The organism is Roseimicrobium sp. ORNL1 (assembly GCF_011044495.1).
Classification (GTDB): Bacteria; Verrucomicrobiota; Verrucomicrobiia; order Verrucomicrobiales; family Verrucomicrobiaceae; genus Roseimicrobium.
In genome coordinates, this window is the sequence record NZ_CP049143.1 from 3,865,933 (window position 1) to 3,890,065 (window position 24,133).

Below are 24,133 nucleotides of genomic sequence, written 5' to 3' on the forward strand. Positions count from 1 at the left end.
TATGGGTGGGAGATGAAAGGTTGAGTACGCGACACGCCGATCAGGTGGGCGACGGGAAGATTCCAAACAGCGAGATGATGAAATTGACGCAGAGGTAAGGTTGAAAATTGGTGTGGGGCTGGCTGCCGCCTATGGAGGAAATGGAAGCAGGCGCCATGGGAGCGCCGCCGGGAGTTGTCTGGTAAAGGTCGAATGTTCCAGTCTGAGCCAGGAGATTGGGAGATGGGTTGGCATCCGTGGCCACATTCGTGCTGGCCAGCAGAGGATGGCTGTGAGCAGGAATCTGACTTACCGTCAGCGTGATCTCTTCGGCCCCACCAGTCTCCGCAAGAATGAAGCCATTTCCCTGATGGATTGGGACGCGACCACGCAGATCAGGAAGAGCGAAGGTGGACTCACCGTCTCCTCCGTAAGTGGTGCCAATGAGTTGGAAGAGCGTTTCGTTCTCCGAAATGGGAAGCGGTTGCCCCTCGCAAAACATCCATCCGGCAGGGGCGAAATTACCCGCGAACATTCGAACTTCACCGACGTAAGGTTGTGCCATGGGAAAGTGAGTGTGTGAAAGATTGGTCCGGTCGTGTAATGCGAATCAAGTCGGCGACGGGAAGATGCCCTGAAGGGCGATGCAGAAGTTGAGCGTCAGGAAAGGCTGCATGTTGAGGTGCGCCTGGCTGCCGCCGACGTTCGACACGGACGGAGCTCCCATCGCCACCAGGTTGGTTGCCTGGCTGTAAGCCGGAAGATTGTTCTTCGCGAGAAGGTTGTTCGCGGGAACAAGTGCGGTACCCTCGTTTGAAGTGGCGTTCAGGACATGCGTGTGAGTCGGAATCTCCGCAATGGACAAGGTGTGAGCCGCCTCGCCACCACGTTCTCCAAGAGTGTGATTGGAACCCACATGAATGGGCACCCGGCTCCTGAGGTCAGGGAGGGCAAAGTCCACGCGCCCATCACCGCCAAAAGTAGTTCCCAACAGCGAAAAAAGTCCCTGGTTCTGGTTAATGGGAAGCAACCCCCCATTACAGAACGCCCACCCTTTGGGAGCGAATGCGAATGACATGATGCGAATCTCGGAGAGGAATGGCTCGGCCATAATCGAGGTCTTAAGTTCTATTGGAAAAAGTGCAAGCTAAGCAAAATCCTATTTCAAATACCTGACAGAAAAACCACATTCATAAACCGCTGTCGACAATGCCGCCCCACAACATTTGGATCGAATAAGCGTACTTCCGGCTATCGAGCGGCTGAAAGACGGGGCTTCTTGCTGACACGGATTTTTTTCGCAGGAGCTTCTTCCTTCTTCGCCGGTGTCTTGTCCGTCGGAACCAGCTGGACGGTCGGAGGCGTGAAAGGCAGGCTGAGGCCCGGAAGGGTTGCCTGCGGTGCAAACCGCACCGGAGTGAGCACGAGGGGATTCATCACGCCGTGCATCCCGTCACCGCCAAACCGGTGGGCAGGATTCACAACTCCGTTCTTGAAGACGCCCTGTACGGGAACATGGAAGGCACTGGGCTGGCCATTGCCATGCACCGGAGCTGGGACTTGGTAGAGAAGCGGCTGCAAAGCAGGTGCGGCACTTCCCGTCGGGATGGAAAGCACACTGCCAGCAGCCGGCAGAAGGCGCTGACCGGTGCCCAGATAGCCATTCATCAAAGGACCACCCACTCCAGAGCCGTATGCGTCATCGAAGCCGATGACGTGTCCCAACTCATGCATGATGACAGTGAGAGCATCGATGTAGCCAGCAGCCCCGCCCGTGCTGGTGGCCGTGAGGCTGAGCCCAGTGCCGGCGAACTCCGCATCATCCCATGGTGTGGCATCCACGAACCAGATATTTCCGGACGCGTTCACCGAAATGTAGATCTGGGAGCCGTCCGCAGCGCCGAGATATCCACCCGGCAGAGAATCTGAGAGCGTGAAGGTGGCGTTCTGAAGCAGGGTGAGTTGGCCGCCGGTCAGCCCTGTAGCGATCCAGCGATCTACGGCGGAAGCGCCCAGCAGATCCAGTTGTGCCTGGGTTAGCAAGTTCCCTCCTGCAGCAGAGCTTCCACCGGCTGCGAGGAGAAGGGGCGGAAGATTGATGGGACCCGGGATGAGACCCACGCCTGCATTGGCACTTGAACTCCCCGTATTCGTACTGGTCAGCTGGGCTGTAGCATTGGCGCTGGCTGGAGCGGTGTCGACCAAATCGAGAGTCGTGACTCCAGTCTCCAGCAGGGCAATGTAGGTGGAAACAAGGTCGAAGCTCGTGCCTGCTGGCACAGCATTGTTACGAATGTCTGCCCTCATGGCATGGCCGGACACACCGGCGACATTGGTCTGCACGAAGATGGCCGCCAGAGGAAAGTCAGCAGCACCTCCACCCGGACCGAAACCAAGGTGGACGTGATCGATGGTGTTGTTGGTGATGGTGACATCCGACGTGCCGATGCCATTCCGGCCAATCACTTCGATGCCGCGACCATTGGGAGTTTCAAAGATGTCATTGTCGTCGATCAGGATGCGGCTGGAAGCATCACCATTGAGATTAACGCGGATGCCATTGCCCAGGACCGAACCGGAACCGGCGATGTTGTTATCCCCAATCACGTTACCCGTGATGCGGATATAGAAGTTCCCTGTAGTTCCGGCGCCCACTGCGGTGAAGAAGTTCATGGCCTGGGAATTGTGGCCCAACATCGTGTTGTTCGACACCGTGGCAGTGATGTTCGAGGTCTGCGCCTTGGAGATGTCCACGGCAATTTCCTGGCTGTTGCCTGTGCCCGTATCGGAGAAGGTGTTCCCCGAAACCGTCAGCGAGGAAATAGTCGCTGTATCCGCCGTGGTCACCTGCATCCCGATGACCACATTGTTCTGCACTGTGTTCGTGGAGAAGGTACCCGTGGTGAGCACCGAGGTACCCCGGAACTGCATGAGCACGCCGTGGTTGCCCGTAGCCAGATCATTGCTGCTGAAGGTGCTCCCAGTAATGCTCATCGAGGCCAGGTTCGTGCTGAGGTTGTCCAGGTCGAGGTTATTATGGGCATTTCCGGTCACGCTGGTATTTGTGATGGTGAGGGCGCCAGAAATGTTGTCCAGCTCCACGCCTTCGTCCGTGGTGGAGTTGCCATTGTTGGTAACATTCAGACGATTGAGGGTAAGTGTATTCACCGTCGTCGCCAGGATGCCATCGTCGCCACCATTGATGATATTCATGTGGCTCAGATTCACGTTCGAGGTGGAAGTGAGGCTGATACCCGAGCCGGTGGTGCTCTGAATGACACCACCCGTGCCATTGTTTGCGGCAGCGCCGTCGCCTGTAACGGTGAGTCCACCGGAGGAACCGGTGTTGTTCAGGACGATGCCGTTGACCGGATCAGCGGCAGCGTTGTTGTTGCCAGCGGAGATGCTGCGGAAGATGACGTTGGCCGCGCCAATGTTCGTATTCGCGATGTTCAGCGCCGTGGCAGAAGTGGAGTTGATGGTGTTGTTGGATCCGGTCAGAGTGATCGTCCCGCCGCCGACGGCCTGGAAGCCGGTGCCGGTATTGGAGATGATGTCAAGCCCACCGCCACTGATCGCAGTAGTGCCGCCGGTAACGTTCACGCCGATGCCCGAGCCGGTGGCAGTGACATCGAGCCCGCCACCGGAAAGCGCCAGGCTGACGCCGTTGAGCACGACCCCCGTACCGGTGGTGGTGCCGATGGTATTCGTGGTGCCTGAGATGCCGATGGAGCCGCCACCGGTGGCGGTGAAGGCGTTGTTGGTCGTGGTGCTCAGGTTCAGGCCGCCGGTGAAGTTGATGGTGGCTCCGGTGTTGCCGGTCAGGTTGATGCCCTGGCTACTGTCGGTGATCGCGCCGCTAAAGGTCACCGTACCGCCCGTGTGGTTGGTGATTTCCACGGATCGAGACGCAGCACCGCTGGTGGTGATGGTGCCGGCATAGGTGAAGTTGCCGTCGCCGCCATTGATGTCCACCCCGCGGGTGGAGGCGTTCACAATGGAGCCACCGCTCGCGGTGAAGAAGCCGCTGCCCACGGTATCGAGCAGGATGCCATTGGCCGCGCCATTGGTTGAAATGCTGGCAAAGGTGATGCCATTCGCGCCGATGGTGGTGTTGGCGATATTGACTGCCGTGCCAGTGGTCGTGGTGATTGAATTGCCGGTGCCCTGAACCGTGATGGTACCACCGCCCGTGGCCGTGAAGCCTGTGCCGGTTGTGGTATCGATATCGAGGCCGCCGCCGGTGAAGTTGATGGTGGTGCCAGTGTTGGTGGTGAGGGAAATCGCGTTGTTGACACCCGTATTGAAGACTTTGCTGGTGCCGGTGAAGTTGTAGGTGCCGCCGGTGTTGCTATCCAGCAGGAGCCCCAGGCTGGTGTCCGAGAGCGCGCCGGAGAATGTCACCGTTCCCCCGGTGTGCCCGGTGATGTCCACGGAGCGCGCTGCTGCACCCGAGGTGGAAATCGAGGCGCCAATAGTCACGTTGCCGCTGCCGCCGTTGATATCCACGCCCCGGCTGGTGGCGGTAATGGCACCGCTGCCAACCGTGAAGTCGTTTGCGCCCACCACGTCGAGTATGATTCCGGCGGCGGTAGTTCCCGTGTTGATGGATGCAAAGGTGATGTCATTGGCACCGATGGTCGTGTTCACCATGTTGAACGCCTGTCCAGTGGTGGTGGTGATGGTATTGCCAGTGCCCTGGACCGTGACGGTCCCGCCGCCGGTGGCCGAGAAGCCGGCCAGCGCGGTGGTATTGATGACCAGGCCACCATTGGTGAAGTCGATCGTGCCGCCTGTGTTGTTGACCAGGAGCACAGGGGTCGTGGTCGTTGCCGTGAAGGCCTTGCTGGTGCCGCTGAACGTGACCGTGCCCCCCGTCACACTGGACACGGCGATGCCGCCACCCGCCGTGGAGTTGATGTTACCCGAGAAGATGACGTTTCCAGAGGCGCGGGTGTTCACATTGACCACCCCGCCGCTGTTGTTGGCAAGGGCGCTGGCGATGGTCACGGTGCCGGTACCTCCGGTGACTACGACCTCGTCCCCGGCAGAGCCCTGGATGGTGCCGCCATTACTGGTGAAGCTGCCACTGCTGCCGGACACGAGGAGGGCATTTCCTGCGGCGCCATTCTGGTCAATATTGGTCTGGGCAAAGGTGACGCTGCCCGTCGAGTTCAAATAACGGATGCCCACGCCAGTAGCGCTGGCTGCGTTTGTAATGGTGGTATTGCCAAAAATTAGGGTGCCACTGGAGGAGTCAATGTCGATGCCGAGCGCCGAGCCGGTGCGACCTGCGATATTCACAACCCCAAAGTTGGTATTCCCGGTGCCATTGATGTAGATGCCCGCAGTCGAACGGTTGGAAATGGCGGTGGTGCCGGTGACCGTGAAGGCACCCGTGCTGCCGGTATTAACGAGGGAGACGCCTCTGAGCCCGGAAGCCGTATTGGCGGTGATGCTGTCAAAGTTGATTCCCGCAGCACCGATGGTGATGCCGTTCAAATCCACAGCAACGCCCGTGGTGGTGGTGGTGGTATTCCCCGTGCCCTGAACAGTGACGGTGCCGCCATTGGACGCGAGGAAGCCAGTGCCCGAAGTGGTGGTGATGGCGAGTCCGCCACCGGTGAAATTGATGGTCGCACCGGTGTTGGTATTGAGGGTCACCGCCGTATTGCTGCCCGTGGAGAATACCTTGGAAGCACCACTGAAGGTGACAGTACCGGCGGCAACGGAAGTGACGCCCATGCCGGAGCCAGTGTCGTTGATATTTCCCGAAAAGGTGACATTTCCCGCGCCGACCCCTCTACTGGACACGCTGATGGAGCCACCGGAGGTATTGGTGATGGCACTGGCGATATTCACGATACCGGTGCCACCAGATACATTGACTTCAAACCCACCGCTTCCCTGAATAGTGCCGCCATTGCTCGTGAAGGAACCATTGCTACCGAGGACATGGATGCCATTTCCCGTCGCGCCATTGTGATCAAGGTTAGTCTGGGCGAAGGTGGCGCTGCCCGTTGAGTTCAGGTAGAGGATGTCGGCACCAGTCGAGTTGCCGGTATTGGTGATCGTGGTATTGCCGAAGACCAAGGTGCCACTGCTGTTGCTGATACTAATGCCAATTGCAGTTCCGGTGCGCCCCGTAATATTCACAACACCGAAGGTGGCATTCCCTGAACCGGCGATGTCGATGGCGGTGGCACCGCGATCTGATATCGCAGTAGTACCGGTAACGGTGAACATGCCCGTATTGCCCGTAGAGTTCAGGAAGATGGCGGTGTTGCTGCTGGGACCCGTGGCCGTGATGCTGTCAAAGGTGACACCACCGGCACCGATGGTGTTACCAAGGATAACAGCGCGTCCACCGGAGGTGGTGATGGTCTCCGCACCCGCAGTAGCGGCTACGGTGACAGTGCCACCGGAGGAGGTAACGAAGGCGTCGCCGGTCGTGGTGGTAAGGTTCAGGCCTCCATTGAAATTGAAGGTCGTGTTGCTGGCCAGATCGATGGCGTTGGCTGTCCCAGTGCTTGCGGAAATGAGGCCACCGAAGGTGATGGTGTTACCTGTATTGCTGATGGCAGAGACTGCCTGCGCGGAATTGTTCTGGGTTATCGTGCCGTTGTAGGTGACGTTCGCCGTGCTGTTCTGGACATTGAATGCTATGCCGGTGGGGCTGGTGATGGATGTGCCCGTGCCGAAGCTGAAGGTGCCGGAGGAACCGTTGAGAATATCGATACCCGCATCGCCACCATTCAGTGTGGTAGTCCCGTTGAAGTTGTAGGTACCATCCGCATTGTTGAAGAGGATGCCGGTTCCATTGGTGGCACTGAGCAGAGAGCCAGACTGGAACTGCAAGGTACCCACGCTGTGTCCGCCGGAGACGCTCAGCAGCGCGGCGTTGTTCGCCTGGGTCATGCTGCCACTGTAGTTCAGCGCGATCGTGCCCCCATTCACGGAGAAGGTGGCTCCCGAGGCACCGCTGAGAGATCCGGTGCCGAAATTGAGTGAGCCTGTCACACTCGTGAGCGAGACGGCATTCACGCCACCACCCGACGTCACGCTGTTGAATCCAAGGCCCGCAAGCGTACCGGTGTTCAGGGTCATGGCACCACCCAGCGCATTGTTGATGACCATGCCATCGATGGCGAGCGAGCCAAAGCCTGTGCCGACGATGGAAGTACCGCCATTGCCCAGGATGAAGTTGGAGAGGGTGTTGCCCGAGTTGAGCGTAAGCGTGGAGACTCCCGCATTGGAAAGGACAGTCGCCGCACCGGCAGCGTCCGTGAAGTTCCCGCCGCCTGGCACAAAGGTGTCGCCGATCACGTTTACCGGTTGCACACCACCAGCCACGACGACCGTCCCGCCATTGCCGAAGCCCGCGAGCACGGTGCCGGCACCGAGATTCAGCGTGCTGGCACCCAAGTTGATGCCTGCTGCGTTGTCATTCACGAACACCACAGTCTTGTTCGCGAGAATGGCCGCAGTGTTGTAGCTGGCCAGGAAGGTAGCCGTGCTGATGCGGTTGTTTGGATTGCCTCCATTGGCCGCTCCGGCCGCATTCGTGCCCACGAAGATGTAGTTCGGATTTGTCCCTTCAAACGTGGCCAGACCCGTGAAGAGCACACCGCGGAACTCATATCGCCCCTGGGTGGTGGGATTGGTGCTGACGAGATTGCTGGTGTCGAGTGTGGTCCCACCTGAAATCACAGCGATGGAACTTCCACTGTTGACCGGAGTCTGGTTGCCGTAGACGAAATTCGCTCCAGCGGAGCCATCCGTCGCATCGCCCAGCTTCACGCCGGTAGCCACACCGCTGATAGCGGCCGTTTCCCCGGCATCCTTGGCCAGAAGGATGTTCGGCGTGGCGGAGTTCGCACCATTCGGATTGAGCGAACCGCTCAGGTCAATGCCGATGCTGCCAGCCGTATTGTTCCCCGTAAGGGAGAAGTTGTTCGTCTCGAATCGCACGTTCGAATCGCGGAAATCAATCCCACGACCCGCTCCGCTGTACGTGATGTTGAGAGCACCAAAGTTGTAAGTGCCGGTGGCAGCATTCGCATTGATGCCCGTACCGGTGATTCCCGAGAGCGTGGTGGTGCCCGTCGCGGTGAAGGTGCCGCTATTCGCTCCGAAGCGGAAGCCGGTGGCCACCGGCCCCGTCAGAGTGATGTTCTGGAACTGGAAGTTGCCCGACGAAGCCTGCACGTCGATGCCGGTGGTGGCGATGTTGGAGAGCGTCGTGGCGCCGGTGACGGCGAGCGACATGTTGTTGCTATCACTCCGGATGCCGATACCGGCCTCAGCGACGTTCAGCGAAGCGAAGGTGATGGAACCACCTGTGATTCCAGCGACGGTGAGATAAACGCCCTCAGTGCCACCAGAGCCAACAGAACCGGCAGTGCCAATGGTGGTAGCACCGAAACTCGCGATGCCTTCATAGGCGCCTGCGGTGATGCCGTACCGGGAAGATGCGGAGTTTGCCATATCCACCGTGAGGGTGCCGATGGTGGTGCTTCCAGTGTCATTGGTGGCTCCCGGTGCGCCGAGTTGGACGCCCGCCAGTGTAGTGCCGTTGATGTCTACGTTGCCAAAAGTCTTGTTTCCGGTACCCATCAGCCTGAGCCCATATGCCGCCCCGGTGACCGTGACGTTGCCCGCAAATGCCACGGTGCTGTTGACAGAGCTGACACCACTCTCCGTCAGGTTTTGCATCGTGGAGGTCCCCGTCACCGAAAAACTGCCGGTGCTATCCACCACATAGACCCCTCGCGATCCTCCGGTGATGTTCAACGAACTGGCTGTGACCACGGCCGCAGAGTTGGTGACGTAAACATTGTTCGAGGCAATTTGGGTGCCCGTCATCACGACAGTACCGAGATTGACTGTGCCTGTGGTACCGGTGCCGATGACGAGGGCGTCACCTGGAGAATTCACGACTCCCACATTGGTGCCGCCCTGGTTGAACGTGAGATTCAACGCCGTGTTGGTGAGGGTCAATGCGGCGCCATTGGTAACATTCACAGCGCCATCAGACATACGCAGTGCGAACGATGAATTGCTGAAGAGACCATTCCCATTCGTATTGGCGATGTAGGCGATGCCAAAGCCCAACGCGCCGGACACGTTGGTAAAAGAAACGGCCGTACCAGCACTGGTCGCTGATCCAACGGTCTCGATGTAAACGCCATTCACCTCCTGGAAACCAGCGATGCCGAGATTCGAGTCGAAGGTGACCGTGTTGTACAGCGCGCCACCGCCCCCGCCGACGGTGAAGTTGTTGTCTTCATGCCGGGTGACAAAGAGAGTGCCCGTACCTGCCGCACCATTGACCACCATTCCAGCGCCATTCACCGAATTAAGGGATGAGTTGGCGAGGCGGAACTCGAGATTGCCGGTGCCGCTCTTTACCACTTCCAGCCCATTGCCAGCGGAAGCGGAAATGGAGCTCTCGACAAGCAGCGTCTGCTGGGCAGCCCCAGATTGGGTGTAGAAGATGCCCTTCCCGGCCACGTTGCTCCCTGCACCCACATTGACGGTGAAGATGTCGATCGTGCGAGCGGTAGCATCGTTCATGAGGACGTTGATGCCATTGCCGGCCACCGCTCCCGTGCTGGCGATATCCACACTGTTGGCTCTTCCGATGGAGCCGCCCGTGTTGAGCATATTCACCCCGTGCCCCCCCACGCTATTGATAGATCCATCACGCAGGTGAACAGTGCCCGCATTGCTCAGGAGCACACCATCACCCGTCGAGCCCGAGATGGTGATGAGATTGAAGCCCGTGGTGCCCGTGACATTCGTCATGGAAATGCCGTTGGTGCCGCCAGTGCTGGTCACGGAGGAGAAGTTCATGGTGCCACCGTTGATCGTGGTACCGTTCAAGGTGACAGCCGTGGCTCCCGTAGCACTGATGGTAGGTGTGCCATTGGCACGGAAGCTCACCGCGCCCACATTGAGGCCAGCACCGGCACTCGTGGCGATGTCTAGATCTCCAAAGGTGACGGTACCGCCTGTACCCGCAAGAGTCACGGCGGTGGAGGCCGCATTGTTGAAGCCGGTCACACCCACATTGCCAAAGCTGATGGTACCGCCCGTTTGACCGGTGACCTGAATGACCGTGGCAGTGGAATTGGCATTGGTGAAGTTGAGTCCCGAAGCAACGATATTGCGTGCACCAGCACCGATTACAAACGCACGACCAGCCACACCATCCAACGTGCTCACATTGCCGATGGTGACCGTGCCCGTGCTGGCAGTGGCGGCATCGATATCGAACGCCGTGTCTCCTGCGGTGCGCGTAATGGCGAGATCAAGGAGACTCACCGCAGCAGCATTTCCATTCAAGGTGACTGCGGTATTCCCCACGGTGCTGAGGGAAGCCCCCTCCAATGAAAAGAAGCCACCAGTAGTGCTCCCCACGGAAATGCTGCGTCCCATGAGAGTGCCGGTGCCCTTGCTAATGGTGAAATTGCCAGTACCTCCCGTGACGTTGATCAGCTGGCCACCCGAGGCATTGATGTTGTTGTTATTCATCACCACATTGCCAGCCATGTTGGCAAAGCTCAGGCCGCGACTTGTGGACTGTACATTGCCCATCGTCACCCCCTGAATGGAGATGCCGGCGGCGTTATTGAACCCAACAGCAAGCCCATCAGACTGGATGAGATTAAGCGGATCCTGTGCGCCGCCCTCGCCCGTGAGAGTGATGTTGCTCACCGTGTTCGACCCGAGGAGCGTGAACACACTCGAACCAGTCAGACCATTGGTGATGGAGAGGGTGCCATTGCCAGAGTTTGCGCGTGTGACGTTCCCGCCGAGCGCACCGAAGTTTCCAAGCACACGATTCGGCTGCTGCAATCCGTAGGCAATGCCTGCACCGTTGTCGAGACCAGCGACGGACTGGTTCGCAGCCACCGTGAAACCATTGGCCCCAAGGGCAGAGAAGTTATACGTGCCATCCAGGAAGCCGAAGGTCAGCGTGCCGGTAAGCGCATTCGCGTCCGCAACGCTATACGGATTCGACAGCGAGCCATCACCCACACCATTCAACGCTGTGGCGCTTACGAACACCGCACCGCCCGGTGCATTCGGGAAAAGCGCGGTGCCAGTCAGTGTGACGTCATTGAAGTTATAGACGCCGGGGCTGTTAGGCGCCGGGTCGAGGCCGAGTGCGGCCACCGTCGTGGTGGCAGAGATGGAAGATTGCAGGTCATTGCCGCTAAGACCATCGCCGAAGACAAAGTTCGCATTCGCCGCGGTGCCGGAGGTGGCGCCAATCTGCACACCAATGGAAACATTCGAAATAGAAGAGCCAGCCGCAAAGGTAATGTTTCTCGTCCCTGTGGTGCTGGAAAGGTCAATGGCCGTACCAGTGCTTCCATTGGCACTGTTATTGATGGTCGTGACGCCGAAAGCCGCAGTGACATTTGCCCCCGTGAAGTTCACACCGATGCCGCCAAAGTCGGTGATACCAACAGTACCCAGCATGCTGATCGTGGGATTTGAGGTGAGACCACTGAAATCGATGCCATCACCAGTCGTATCTGAAATTAGCGTTGCACCGCCTGCTGCTGTACCGAAGGAGCCGGTGTTATTCACCAGGCGGATGCCATCGCCGCCAGCGGTGGTGATGTTGATGCTGGTCAGGGAAACGTTCCCGCTGGAATTCTGCACCACGAAACCATGGCTGCCCGCGTTGGTCACATTGAGGGTGCCAATGGTCACACTGCCTGCCACACCATCAAAGATGACCCCGGGATTGCCTGCGCCGCTGTTCGTGCTGGTGACGGTGCCAAAGGTGAGATTCGTGGTGAGCGGATCGAGATTCAACGCGGTGCCGCCTGAGGTATTGACCGTGCCACTGCCTGCACCGCCAAGGGAGAAGGTGGTGGTCTTGGCATTCACCAGGAGGCCGGTGCCTCCGGAGTTGAAGATATTCAGCGTGCCATAGTTGAGGTCGCCGGTGGGATTCTGGAAGTTCAGACCATCGCCGATGACACGGTTGCCAGTGCCCTGACCGATGTTCCAAGTGCCGGCGTTGACCTGCTGGATGCCTCCCGTAGTGGGGTCTGCGTCAAAGGTGACGCGATTGAAGAGCACACCGCCTTCAGTATTGTTGCCGATAACGGTGCCACCGTTGAGGGAAGTGACGGTGACGGAATTCAGCGCCTGTCCCGTGATGCTGATGGCCTTCGCACCCGTGGTGGATTCGTAGGTGTTTCCGTTGAGGGCGATCCTCAGGGGGCTCCCTGCACCATGCCCGGCTTGGAACGCATTTAGAGTCGCGCGGATGTTGCTGTTGGAAATCGATATCGTGCGAAGCCCGCCCGAAATATTGCCTACAAGGATGCCATTGCTGCTAATGGCAAAAGAAGTGTTGTTTCCAATCGAAAGGTTGTTCGCCGTCAGGTTGGAACCGTAAACGCCAATCGCCGCATGCGTGGTCCGATTGATGGAACCTCCGTTGATGGCGATTTGGCCGGCATTCGTGCTGAGGTAGACAGCGTCGGCGTTCGAAATGTTGTTGATGTCAATGGACGAGAACGTGACGCTGGCGGGAGCCGCTACGTCACTGACCTGAATGGCGAAGGTCGTGTTCCCGGTGAGCGTGACCGTATTGTTAAAGGCAATCGTGCCGGCATTGACATTGTCGATATAAACCCCACGGGTGCCGCCGGTCTGGTTGATCAGGCCTGAGAACGTGATGGCGCCGCCAGTGATGGCACTGGTGGTGCCGATTTGAACGACTTGACCTCCATTGGGTCCGGAGATGCTCGCCGTCACATTGACGGTGCCCGCCGAACCATCGATTTCCACTGCCTGCGGAGACAAACCGGCACTATTCTGGATAATTGCTCCGCCGATGTTCACCACACCCGTGGCAAGGAGAGAATCAATATCCAGAACATCGCTGGCGCCATTCATGGTATGGGTGCCGCCAATCACCGTGAAAACACCGGCATTCGCTGCAAGGTTGAAGTTGTCCCCACCTCCGCTGGTCACAGATACATTGCTCAACTGAATGACACTGCCGTTCACCTGATTCTGAACAAACACAGAAGCATCGCTGGACGGGGCGTTGATCGAACCACCATTCACATTCACCGCACCCGTCGCACCGATGATTTCGAGGCTGCGGCCGTTGACGTTGCTGATGTTCACAGAACCAAAGGTGACAGCACCGTTGGCGCCGGAGAGGGCAATGCCTTCATCGTTGGAGCCGGAGATGGTAGTCAATCCTTGGAAGTCAAAGGCTGCGGAGGAACCGGCGATGCTGATGGCATCGGCGGCGGTGTTATTGCCATTGACGGTCGTGGTACCAGTCACGGTCAGGGAAGTGCCTCCAACATTATTGATAGCGACGCCTCCGTTGGAGGCACCGGTCACCGAGATGGAGTCGATGGAAACCACGCCAAGGGTGATGCCATCAAGATCCAGCGCACGTCCCCCGGTGGTGGTGAGATTCACGGTTCCCGCAGCGCCGATGCCCAGCGTGCCCCCGCCGGTGGCGACCAGGGCCGAGCCCGTGGTGGTCGTCAGGCCAAGATTGCCACCGAAGTTGATGGTAGCACCGGTGTTGTTGGTGAGCGAAACTGCGGTGGCAGTGCTCGTACTGGCGGTGACTGCACCGTTGAAGGTGACGGTTCCGGCCGTCTTGTTGGAGATGGCAACGGCCGTCAGGGCGTTGTTCTGAGTCACGCTGCCATTCACCGTAACGTTGCCCGTCCCACCCGCGACCACGAAGGCATTGCCAGTGGCGGAACCAGCGATCGAGCTGGCAGCGTCGAAGGTAATGGTGCCAGCACCGCCAGAGATGTTCACCGCATTGACTCCCGTGCTGGTGATGGAAGTACCGTTGATGTTAATGGCCGTGGCTGCCCCCATGCCGGAGACACTGAGACTATTGAGCGTGGCCCCGGTAAGGGTGACACCGCCGCCGGTCATGTTGCCGATGGTGACTCCTCCCCCCGTGAGCGTGCCGGGAGTGTTGCCGACATCAGGCAGTGATCCTTTGCTGATGGTGATATTCGCCGTGCCACCGTTGATGGCAGCGAGCAGCGTGGAGGTGCCGGCGGCGTTGATGTTGTTCCCCTGCACGGTGACCGTGCCAGTGGTATTGATGAAACTCAGCGCGGTATTGCCGGTGGCGAGACCACCGATGGTCACGCCATTCACGATCATACCACTGCCTGCGTTGGAGGAAATGAGGCTGGTGGTATTGGCAGAGCCCGCCAGCGTGATGTTGGATACCGTATTCGATCCAGCGAGGGTGAAGATGCTGTTTGCAGCGCTGTTGATAATGCTCAGGGTCCCATTGCCGGTGCTGGCGCGGGTGGCTGAGCCGCCGAGTATGCCGAAGTCACCGGAAATGTTCACCGGCTGGGTAGTGCCATAGATGATGCTGGCACCATTGTCGAAGCCAGTAGCGGACTGTCCACTGCCGAGGCTGAAGGCAACGCCTCCATTGAGCGTAGCGAAATCGTAGTTCCCGTCGAGGAAGGCAAATGTGCCAGCAGTGGCGATCGCATCCGCATCAGCAACACTGTAGGGATTCAGCAGAGAACCATCCCCCACCCCATTCACCGCCGTGGCGCTGACGAACATCGCACTGCCTGCGGCCGCGGGGAAGCCCGCCATGCCGGTGAAGTTTACATCCTGGAAGTTGTAGGTGCCAGTCGCTGCCAGACCGACGGCATTGACGGTGATTGCCGCGTTGATGGAGGACTCCTTGTCGATGACGCCTTCGCCATCACCAAAGGTGAAGAGAGCATTGGCCGAGGTGGCCGTTGTGCCGCTTGCGGAGAGTTCCACACCCACCGCCACATTGCTGATGCTGGAACCACCGGCAAAGGAGATGGCATTCCCTGTGGTGTCGCTCAGGTCAATGCCCGTGCCAGTTCCACCATGGAGCGCATTGCTGATGGCGGTGACGCCAAAGGTGGCATTCACTCCGGAGCCGGTGAAGTCGATGCCCGTTCCGTTAAACCCATTGATGGTCGTGGCACCGGCCGTGAAGCTGCCACCCGCGCTGCTGAAGACCATGCCCCTGCCACCCGCATTGGTGATGTTCACCGTGCCAGCCGTCACTGCGGCGGTGGAGTTGTTCTGCAGGTAGGCCGCGCCATTCGTGTTGGTAATGGTGACATTCCCCAGATTGAGCGTTCCCGCGACCTCATCCAGGATGACGCCGCCCGTGGTGCTGTTGGTAGAGCTGACGCTGGAGAAGGTGAGATTGACCGTGAGCGGGTCGAGATTCAGAGCAGTGCCATTGATGGTATCCACGGCGCCCCCGGTGTTGCCCAGGGCGAACGAGGTGCCCAGGCCTTTGGTGTCCACAAACAGACCAGTGCCATTGTTGTTGAAGATGTTGAGCGTGCCAAAGGCGAGATCGCCCGTGGGATTGATGAAGCGGGCGCCATCGCCAAAGACACGAGCACCCGAGCCCTGACCGATGTTCCAGTTGCCTGCTGCCACCTGCTGAATGCCAGCCGTAGCGCCATCCGAGTCAAAGGTAACACGCTCGAAGTTGATACCTCCACCAAAGCCATTGCCAATGACAGTGCCGCCAGCCATGGAGCGAATGGTGGTGGAGTCCGCGCCGGAGCCGACGATGTTGAGAGCCTTGCCTGCTGCCAGCGTGCTCGCATAAGTATTCCCGTCCAGGATGAGCGTGAGTTCTCCCGCAGCGCCGGAATCGGTAGTGGAAATGCCATGAATCTGCGCGCGAATGCTGTTGTTGCTGAGGTTCACCACGCGCGCCGTGCCGTCATTGTTCTGTACCACGATACCGAAGGTCGGAGTGGCAAGTGAAGTGTTGTCGCCAATGGTCAGGCTGGTGGCCGTGAGCGTGGTGTTCTGGCTGAAGATGCCCTCCGCCCCCGTGCCGTTGATGCTGCCATCGAGCAGGCTCACAGTACCGGCATTGATGAGAGAAACACCACGCGCGGTGGGGGATGTGATGGAGATGTTGCCGAAGGTGTGCGTAGCCGCCTTGGAGTTCTCGATATGAATGGCGGTGCCGGCAGTATTGGTCGCAGTGACGTTCGCAAACTGGAAGGTTCCAGCGTTGTTCAGCAACTGGATGCCATTCCCACCCGCAGTGGATGCCACGGTTCCGGCGAATGTGACAGTCCCGGTGCCGTGATTGAGAATCTGGACTGCGAAGCCGGTGCTGTCTGTGATGCTGCCCGCATAGGTGACGTTGGAGTTACCACCATTGATGAAGAAGGCGTGACCCGCCGGATTCGTGATGCTGGTGCCCGCACCAAAAGCAAAGGTGCCATCACTGCCATTCACCAAATCAATGCCGGCATCGCCACCATTGAGGGTGGTGGTCCCGAGGAATTGATAGGTGCCATCGGCATTGTTGAACAGCAAACCATCACCACCCGTGGCAGAGAGATTGCTCGCCGCGGTGAAGGCCACCGTGCCCGTGGAGTGGTTGATCGCCTGCAACAGACTGCCGCTGTTCTGAGAAATGCTGCCGGCATAGGTGATGTCTGCCGTGCTGTTATCCACCAGCAGGCCCTGTCCCGCGCCATTGGCGATGGAGGTTCCCGCGCCGAATCCGAAGTCGCCAGCGGAGCCATTGAGGATGGCGACTTTCGCGCCGTTGGTCAGAGTGGTGGTGCCGAGGAAGTTGTAGGTGCCGTCCGCATCGTTGAAAAGAAGGCCCTCACCCGCGGAGGCGTTGAGCGTGCCAGTCTGGAAGACCACATCACCCGAGTGTCCGGCGAGAGCAGTCACGAGAGCCGCGTTGTTCGCCTGGGTGATATCGCCAGCAAAGGTCACATCCGCCGAGCCCCCTTCCAAACGGACGGCGGCATTCGTGGCATCATCAATCGAGGACGCGGTATCAAATTGGTACGTGCCGGTGGCTCCGATGAAATTCAGTCCCGAATTCCCACTGCCGGTGATATCCAGATTCTGCGCCAGCAGGATGGTGAGCACATTGCCGCCGGTCACTTGCACGCCATTGTTGGCTGCTCCATTCACCGAGACATCGACCAGCGCGGCAGTGCCACTTACGTTGTTCAACGAAATGCCGTGAGTGCCGGCATTCTGGATGGCCACCTGATCCAGCTTCAGGTTGGTGACGTTGGTTGCCAGAATGCCTTCCGCTCCCGCGAAGCCTCCGGTGATGTTGTAGGCGGTGACTCCAAGGGTGTTGATGTTGCTGGCACTGAATCCGCCTGTCAGGTTGGGAATAGCACCCGTGCCGAAGCTTTTCCCGCCCTGCCCCGCAATGAGTCTGCCACTGCTGACGAAGTTCACACTGCCAAGGTTGGCGGTGACGTTTTCCGCATAGCTGGCGGCTCCACCTTGGGTGTACACATTCCACACGCGTCCACTACTGTTGCTGTTGGTCCCGGCGATATTCGCGCCCGCTTGGATGGTATTCACCGGCAGTTCCGCCGTGCCCGTGCCTGTCAGACTGCCTGTCTGGATGCCATTGCCCGTGGCTGCTCCGTTGTTCACGAAGATCACGTCATCCATGAGCACGATGCGCTGGTTGGTCTGCTGCAGCACTCTGGTCACGCGCTTCACATTGGTCTTCGTCGAGGCGACCCGTACGTCTTCGTCGAAGGTCTTCGCGAGCTTGATGGCGGCATTCTGCCGGCGCACCGGCTCGGCCAAGCGCTCGATCAGGTGACGGCGGCGCGGCTTGAAGGAGTCACCAACACGATCCCAGAAGTCCTTGCCATCGCCCAGATCACCAGCCTCGAAGGGCATCTGCAACTGCAGACCCACGGTCCAGTCACTGCCGGTCAGACGGGGGTCCTCATACCAGGTGCCGTTGAGAATCAGAGCGGGCACAGGCCGCACCTCCACGCCCGCCTTCCAGCCCTGCACATTTCCGGTGCCACCTGTTTGAGGACCGAAGGGCTGGTTGTCAAAACTGTAGTAGCCGCCGATGAGCCGGAGATCGAAGTAACGATCCACCCCCGGGACAAGGAGGGCCATCTCAGCATCCCAACCCTCCATGCCCTCTTCATAACGGCGGAAGAGCCGCTCGATGGTCGTGCTGGTCGTCCGCGTCGTGGTGGTGGCGTACGTCGCCAGGTTCACGTCCTGCGCGATGGTGTTTCCTGTGGCATACGGATTGCCATAGCCATTGCCCGCCTGGAACGTGTTCGTGCTGGAGCTGCTGGACGTAAACGTGCTCCGCGTGCGGGTCTGCTCCGCCAGCTGTTTATCCGACAGGGGAATATAATAATTACCCCGCAGTTCCACATACCGCGTCTGGAGCTCCGCCCCCACGCCTAGCTGCCAGAACTGGTTGTTGGCCTCGGTGTCCAACATGTCGATGAAGATATTCGTGCCAATCGCAACGCCTTCTTCAAGAAAGCCCGCCTGATGGCCATCGTGCATGGTGAGGGCAGAGAGCGATTGATCACCAAACAAGTAGCGATACCCCAGGCCAAGACTTGAGACCACTTCCCCACGTTCTCCCCAAGAAATGTACGGCTCCAAAAAGAGAGATCCACCGCTCAGGGTATTGTCCGCGCCCAGAGTGCTCCACACCGGCGCCACGATGGAGAAGTTCCCGTCAGTATAGGCATCGTTGGTCTTGATCCCACCATTGAGGGTCCCCAAATACATCGGGTGCACAGGAACGATGTCGACGGCTGTGATGTCGGCCTTGGGCGGCCCCGAATACACAAAGGTGGTAGCAATGAGGGTGATCGCACTCACAACAGCGCGAAAAGTTTTATTTCGAAACGAATTCATCGCCAAGAGTGAGGAAAATTTTTACCCTGATTGGAGCACTTGCCGCCGGTAGATGCCTTAGCGCAATCAGGAGCACGCGCTATTTAGGGTTGCTTGCGCCAAACTCAACTCACTTGAAGAAAGTCTTATTCAACCGGGAATAAACATTTATTGCCACTGGCATTATCCGTTCGTGTATACGCAAAATGCCCGATAAAGACATCGCTTTCGCCCCATCGAGGCAGCCCACACGCACACCCGAGTGAGTAAATATTCACCCCTGGCTCACCGCACCGCACCGCGAACTGCAATTGTCAAAAGCGCCTTCAGATGCTGAGAGATGGCAGCCGATTGCTATCGTCTTGTAGCCATTGAACCCCACTCCTGAAGTCCCCTTCGCTGATTCTTCTCCAAGGTCAAGGGGCGCGCCAATGCATTCACATGCATGCCGAACAGGGCCATGACCAAAGGAAGGCCCTCTCTCCGCTTCTCCCTCATGGAATCGACTTTCAACATCATGTCCGTTCCGTCCGTACTCCCCTTCCCCCAAGGCTTGGCATAAGGTCTACTGCGTCTCTGAGTGACTGAAGCTCTGCATGGGAGTAGCCGGCATTCGTCTCGGCATCCGCCTACGATTTGTACGGGAGCTAAGCCCGTATCACCGCAGAGAGGAGTACTCCCAATCCCGGCCTATCGACAGCTTCGCTGTTCGAGCGGCATTTGGAAGTGATTGCACGCGTAGTGTGTCGCAGGAGGCCGTTGGGCTGCATGGATTCCGTGCTTGTCCGCCATATGTGCCCCGATGGATTTGCGCAACGCAGGGACTGGCTTGGCGTCTGCAATTCCCTTGCACGCAGCCAGACCCGGGGTGCGCCAAGTTAATGAAAACGAGGGCCGCCCAAAAGCTCAACAAAGCGCACGCCCCTGTGTGCGTTTCAATGTCGCACACATAGCTGGTCCCCCCCTCGCGCGCCATTTCTGCCGCATCATCCTTGCGTACACTTTTGGCTTCGCAAGCCGGTCGGGTCAGCAGGCGGAGCGTGGCGACTTCACGACGTGCAACACCGTGCGGAGGACAATGGTGAGATCCATGGTAAGCGTCCAGTGTTTCAGGTAGTCGAGATCCGCCGAAATGCGCTTCACGATGTCTGCACTGTCCACGGTCAAGCCTCTGAACCCTCGAATCTGGGCCAACCCCGTGATGCCAGGCTTTGCGAACTGACGCATCCGATACCTCCGGTCCTGCTCGTAGAATTCCTCGTCGTGCAAGGTCAGGTGAGGACGCGGGCCCACCACGCTCATCTCACCGAGCAGCACATTGATGAACTGAGGCAACTCGTCCAAGCTCGACCTCCGCATAAACTTCCCAAAGGAGAATACACGAGCGTCACCATGCGTGGCCTGTTGATGCTCAGGACCAGAATCCACATGCATCGACCTGAACTTGTACATGACGAACCTTTCGTTGTGCAGGCCACTACGCACCTGACGGAAGATTAGAGGACCACGTGACTGGCGCCAGTGCGCGATCTTGACGATGAGGCCAACTACGGGCAGCACAAATAGCACCACCGGGAGAGAAACAACGATGTCGAAGGCTCGCTTCAGCACGCGATTCGCGGGTGACTCCAGGGGTTCCTCGTGCATTCCCATGATGGGAAGTCCGTTCAAATGGTGGAACACCGCGCTTCTCGCAATCTCTGGCTCCAGATCATAAGCAACCAAGAGCCTGGAACCTGCATTCTCGCACGCATCACGGAGCCGCAGCAGTTCATTCCCATTCGGCAGCCCTGAATAAACCAGCAACGAAGGGCGGTGCTGATCCAAGATGCCTTCCAACTGATCAAGATAACCGAGATGCTGCAAACCGGAGACTCCCCCTTCGGTATCGCTACTGTTGGAGATATAGCCCGTCAGTTCGATTCCGCAGTGCGTCTGGGGCTCCAGCAACTCTTTCACCCGGTTGACTGCAACATTCTCCCCGGCGATAAAGGCCCGCTGCATGCGGCATCCCCTGAAGAAACGCGATGCCAGCCACCTCGGCATCCTCTTGCTCGCCCAGTACAAAAAGAAAAGGAGGAAGACCAGGTAACCGACAAGGAACACGCGCGAAATCACCATGTCCTTGAAGGTCAGCGAAAAGAAACCCATGGCCAGCAACACTGTCACCGTCTGGACAAACGCGACCCTGACCGCATTCATCCTGCTCTCCATTCCTTGTGACATGAACCCCGTCCAACGCCTGCACCTGAGGAAGTCCACCATGAGTGCACCCACGATCACGACATTATAGACTAGATATCGCTCCAAATTAAGCGTCCACTGGTCCCGCAAGACCACATAGCATAACAGCAGAACCCAGAAAAGAACGAGCGCGCCACTGATACTCAGCGCCAGCTGAACCGCTTGTAAACCTTGAACTCGTTTTGCTACCAACATATCGTTCTCAGCCTCCTGACGACACTAGAAATTTTTTATCGCATTTTCTTGGGCAATGGAGTTTTTCGAATAACGGCTAAACCTTCATTCACGCAACGAAAAATTACAATAAAAATTTACTAGGCAGACCCGTAAACTTTCCTCTCGCCATGGCTCGAGGAATAGTAGTAGTACTGTCCCGCCGCTGCTGCAGGCATCCGGTTCAAAACGATGCCAGCAGGTATCTTGTCCGTCTTTCGCAGCGCCACACTTGCACGCATGACCGCATACGCGGGGGTCTTGTGCGAACGCACCACCAGGCAAATGGTGTCCACATGCGGAGCAACGACAAGCGTGTCTGAGACGGCCATGATGGGCGCCGAATCGATGACCACCTTGTCATAGCGCTCCAACAAATCCCTGATAAGCCTCGGGAGCGATTTCCCTGACAAGAGTTCAGACGGATTTGGCGAACGAGAACCAGCGGGGAGCACGTCAAGATCCGCCACCGGCGTGGACTGCAACACCTCATCCAAGGCACACTGCCCCGCCAGAACATCCGAAACCCCGATGGGAGCGGCTTTGCCCAAGAATACCTCAGAGATGGCGGGCTTGCGAAGGTCACAATCCACCAACACCGTCTTCAGGCCCTGCTGTGCCAGCGAAACAGCAAAGTTGCTGGCACAAAAAGTTTTGCCCTCGGCTGGCAGAGCACTCGTAAACATAAACACGCGCCTCTCATCGAACCGTCCTAGAAGCATAATCGCGCTTCTCAAAGTACGGAAGCTTTCCGAGACCGGACTGTTCTTCTGGTGCACGATCTCAAGGTCAGGAAGCGGGTTCTTCCGTGCACTGGTCTTCTTGGCAATGATCGCGGTGAGCACAGGCAGTCCGGTCATGGTCTCCGCCTCCGCTACCGCCTTGATTGAATTATCCAGGAAGTGAAGTCCCAGAGTCAGTCCCAGTCCGAGGACAATGCCCCCAATGGACCACTGCAGCAGAATTTTTCGCTTATCCGGACGGACCGGCGCATAAGAGGCGACCGCAGGCTCCACGATCTCAACGCTGTCAGTCTCGAACCCTTTTGAAACATCGCTCTGCTTGAGGCTGGACAACACACCATTGAACACGGCGATGTCCTGTTCGACATCACGCTTCAACCCATCGTATTCGACCTGCGTCTTCCCAAGAGTATAGGTATCCTTCTCCTGATCCTGGAATTCTTTCTCAATACGAGATTCGGTCTCCTTTGCGGTCTCATACTGCTCCTTCATGGTCGCAGCAGCACGCATGGCCGCCGCTGGAAGCTCCCGTTTCGCTGCCTCAACGCGTGCCACCTGGTCAATGTGTCTGGGATGTTTCTCCCGGTAGCGGGCTGAAATGGCCCGCAGGTTCGCTTCCTCCTGAGCCCACCGCTCCTGAGCCAGGCGCACGTCCGCGTTCTGCGCGATGCTTGGGACTTTCAGCAGGTCCTCGGCATTGCTCTGGCCTTTGAGTGCGCCTGCCATGTCCACCTCAAGTTGCATACGGCGACTACGTGCCTCGTTCAGTCGCTCGTTGAGTTGTTTGAAGCGGGTTACAACAATATCCTGATCTTTTTCCAAGGACACCAAACCTGTCCTTTCTCGAAACTCTTGAAGCGCAAGCTGCGAGCGAGAGACTTTTTCCTTCAGCCGCGTTGCTTCCTCCATGAGCATCTGGTTCGCCATCTGGTTGGAGCGATTCCGCGTTTCAATCGTGAAACGCAGATATTCTTCAGCAACTCCATCCGCCAGCTTCCTTGCGGTCTCCGGATCTGTGTGCTCGGCTCTGATATCAATCAGACGCGTGCGTCCGCGCACGCCGCTGGATACGCAACCTTGCAGACGGCCCACGACAACATCCAGCGGGTTGGCATCGCGCCCGGCAGGTCTGGGAAGAAAGACAAAGTCCCTGTCCAGCTTGAGCCGGATGGCCACTCGCTGCAGCATGGTACGGCTGTTCAGCGTCTCAATCAAGGTATTGAGAGACTGCTCATTCGACAGGTCGTCCTGCTGCACAGTATCCAAGGGCATGATGCGGCGGGGAGACTCAAACTGCAGCACCGCCCTGGATGCATAAATAGGAACCGCCTTATTCGACTGATAAGCCGCATAGACCACACCAGCGATCGCAAAGAGAATGATGAGCCACAGGCGCTCCTTCAGGGCCTGGTAGTACACTCTCCAGCTCAGCCCTTCGCCGCTGCCCTTGACGTCATCCTCGTCGTCTTCGATGTCGGAGTTCTTGGATCTCATCGCTTTATAGGGGTGAATTCAGATAATGGGCCGGCTCTCAAAAGAATCTCTCAGCCACAGTGATGACGTCACCAGGCAGGCACAAGAAAATGGCAGTCTTGGCATCCTCAGTTTGCTCCTTGGCGTCGACCTTGTGTACCTGCTCCCTTCCATCCACCACACGCTTGACGGTGACTCTGGAGGGACTGGCCAATCGTGTAAAACCTCCGGCCTCAGCAATAACCTGGGTGATAGGCATCCCGTCGAGAGGAATCTCGATAGGGCCCTGCTTGTTGAAGTGCCCGAGCAGCGTAACCGTCGCCTTGCGTTGTTCGGCGAGCAAGATCGTCACCACCGGATTGACAAGGTAGTCCTTGTTATATCTCTGCGTAATCGTTCCGACCGCTTCATTCACGGTCATCTTTGCAACGGCAACCGAACCAATCAATGGCATCCTGATGGTGCCATCTTCAGCGATCCTTACATCGGTGTTCAGATCAGGCTCACCGAAGACGCTGACGACGATGCGGTCCGAGGGATTCAACCGATAGGTACCGGAAACCGGCGTTGCTGCCGGCTCCCTAGGCGCGAGCGTCGGGCGCTCGACCAGTTCTGCCACCGGCGGCGCAGGCTCGGGAATAAGGACTGGTCGTGGCACTTGCCCCACAACGACCAGTGGCCCGGCTGTCAGCATGCACGTCAGAGCGACAACCTTAAGTTTGGCGACGGATGCATTATTTTTCATGTTACTATGAAGGAGAAAGTTT

At 58.2% G+C, this 24,133-nt stretch carries 6 protein-coding genes; all 6 read right to left on the reverse strand.

All coding sequences use genetic code 11. The features are described from left to right. Nucleotides 1-40: 40 nt before the first annotated feature. The 6 genes from G5S37_RS15730 to G5S37_RS15755 all read right to left on the reverse strand — a co-directional run bounded on the left by G5S37_RS15730 (nucleotide 41) and on the right by G5S37_RS15755 (nucleotide 24,111). The gene (locus G5S37_RS15730) at nucleotides 41-544 is read right to left on the reverse strand and encodes a tail fiber protein (protein ID WP_165205413.1); all 504 of its coding nucleotides are present in this window, start codon (nucleotides 542-544) and stop codon (nucleotides 41-43) included. Between the two features lie 45 nt (nucleotides 545-589). Further along, the gene (locus G5S37_RS15735; protein ID WP_165205414.1) at nucleotides 590-1,090 is read right to left on the reverse strand and encodes a tail fiber protein; all 501 of its coding nucleotides are present in this window, start codon (nucleotides 1,088-1,090) and stop codon (nucleotides 590-592) included. Between the two features lie 140 nt (nucleotides 1,091-1,230). Then, nucleotides 1,231-18,678 (reverse strand): inverse autotransporter beta domain-containing protein, encoded by a 17,448-nt coding sequence (locus G5S37_RS15740; protein ID WP_165205415.1) that lies wholly within the window; start codon nucleotides 18,676-18,678, stop codon nucleotides 1,231-1,233. Nucleotides 18,679-19,719: 1,041 nt separating this feature from the next. Beyond that, entirely contained in the window at nucleotides 19,720-21,132 is a 1,413-nt protein-coding gene (locus G5S37_RS15745) for an exopolysaccharide biosynthesis polyprenyl glycosylphosphotransferase (RefSeq protein ID WP_165205416.1), read from the reverse strand. Nucleotides 21,133-21,251: 119 nt separating this feature from the next. Beyond that, nucleotides 21,252-23,387 (reverse strand): polysaccharide biosynthesis tyrosine autokinase, encoded by a 2,136-nt coding sequence (locus tag G5S37_RS15750; RefSeq protein WP_165205417.1) that lies wholly within the window; start codon nucleotides 23,385-23,387, stop codon nucleotides 21,252-21,254. Between the two features lie 37 nt (nucleotides 23,388-23,424). After that, nucleotides 23,425-24,111, reverse strand: a complete 687-nt coding sequence (locus G5S37_RS15755) for a polysaccharide biosynthesis/export family protein (RefSeq protein WP_165205418.1) — start codon at nucleotides 24,109-24,111, stop codon at nucleotides 23,425-23,427. Nucleotides 24,112-24,133: the final 22 nt, after the last annotated feature.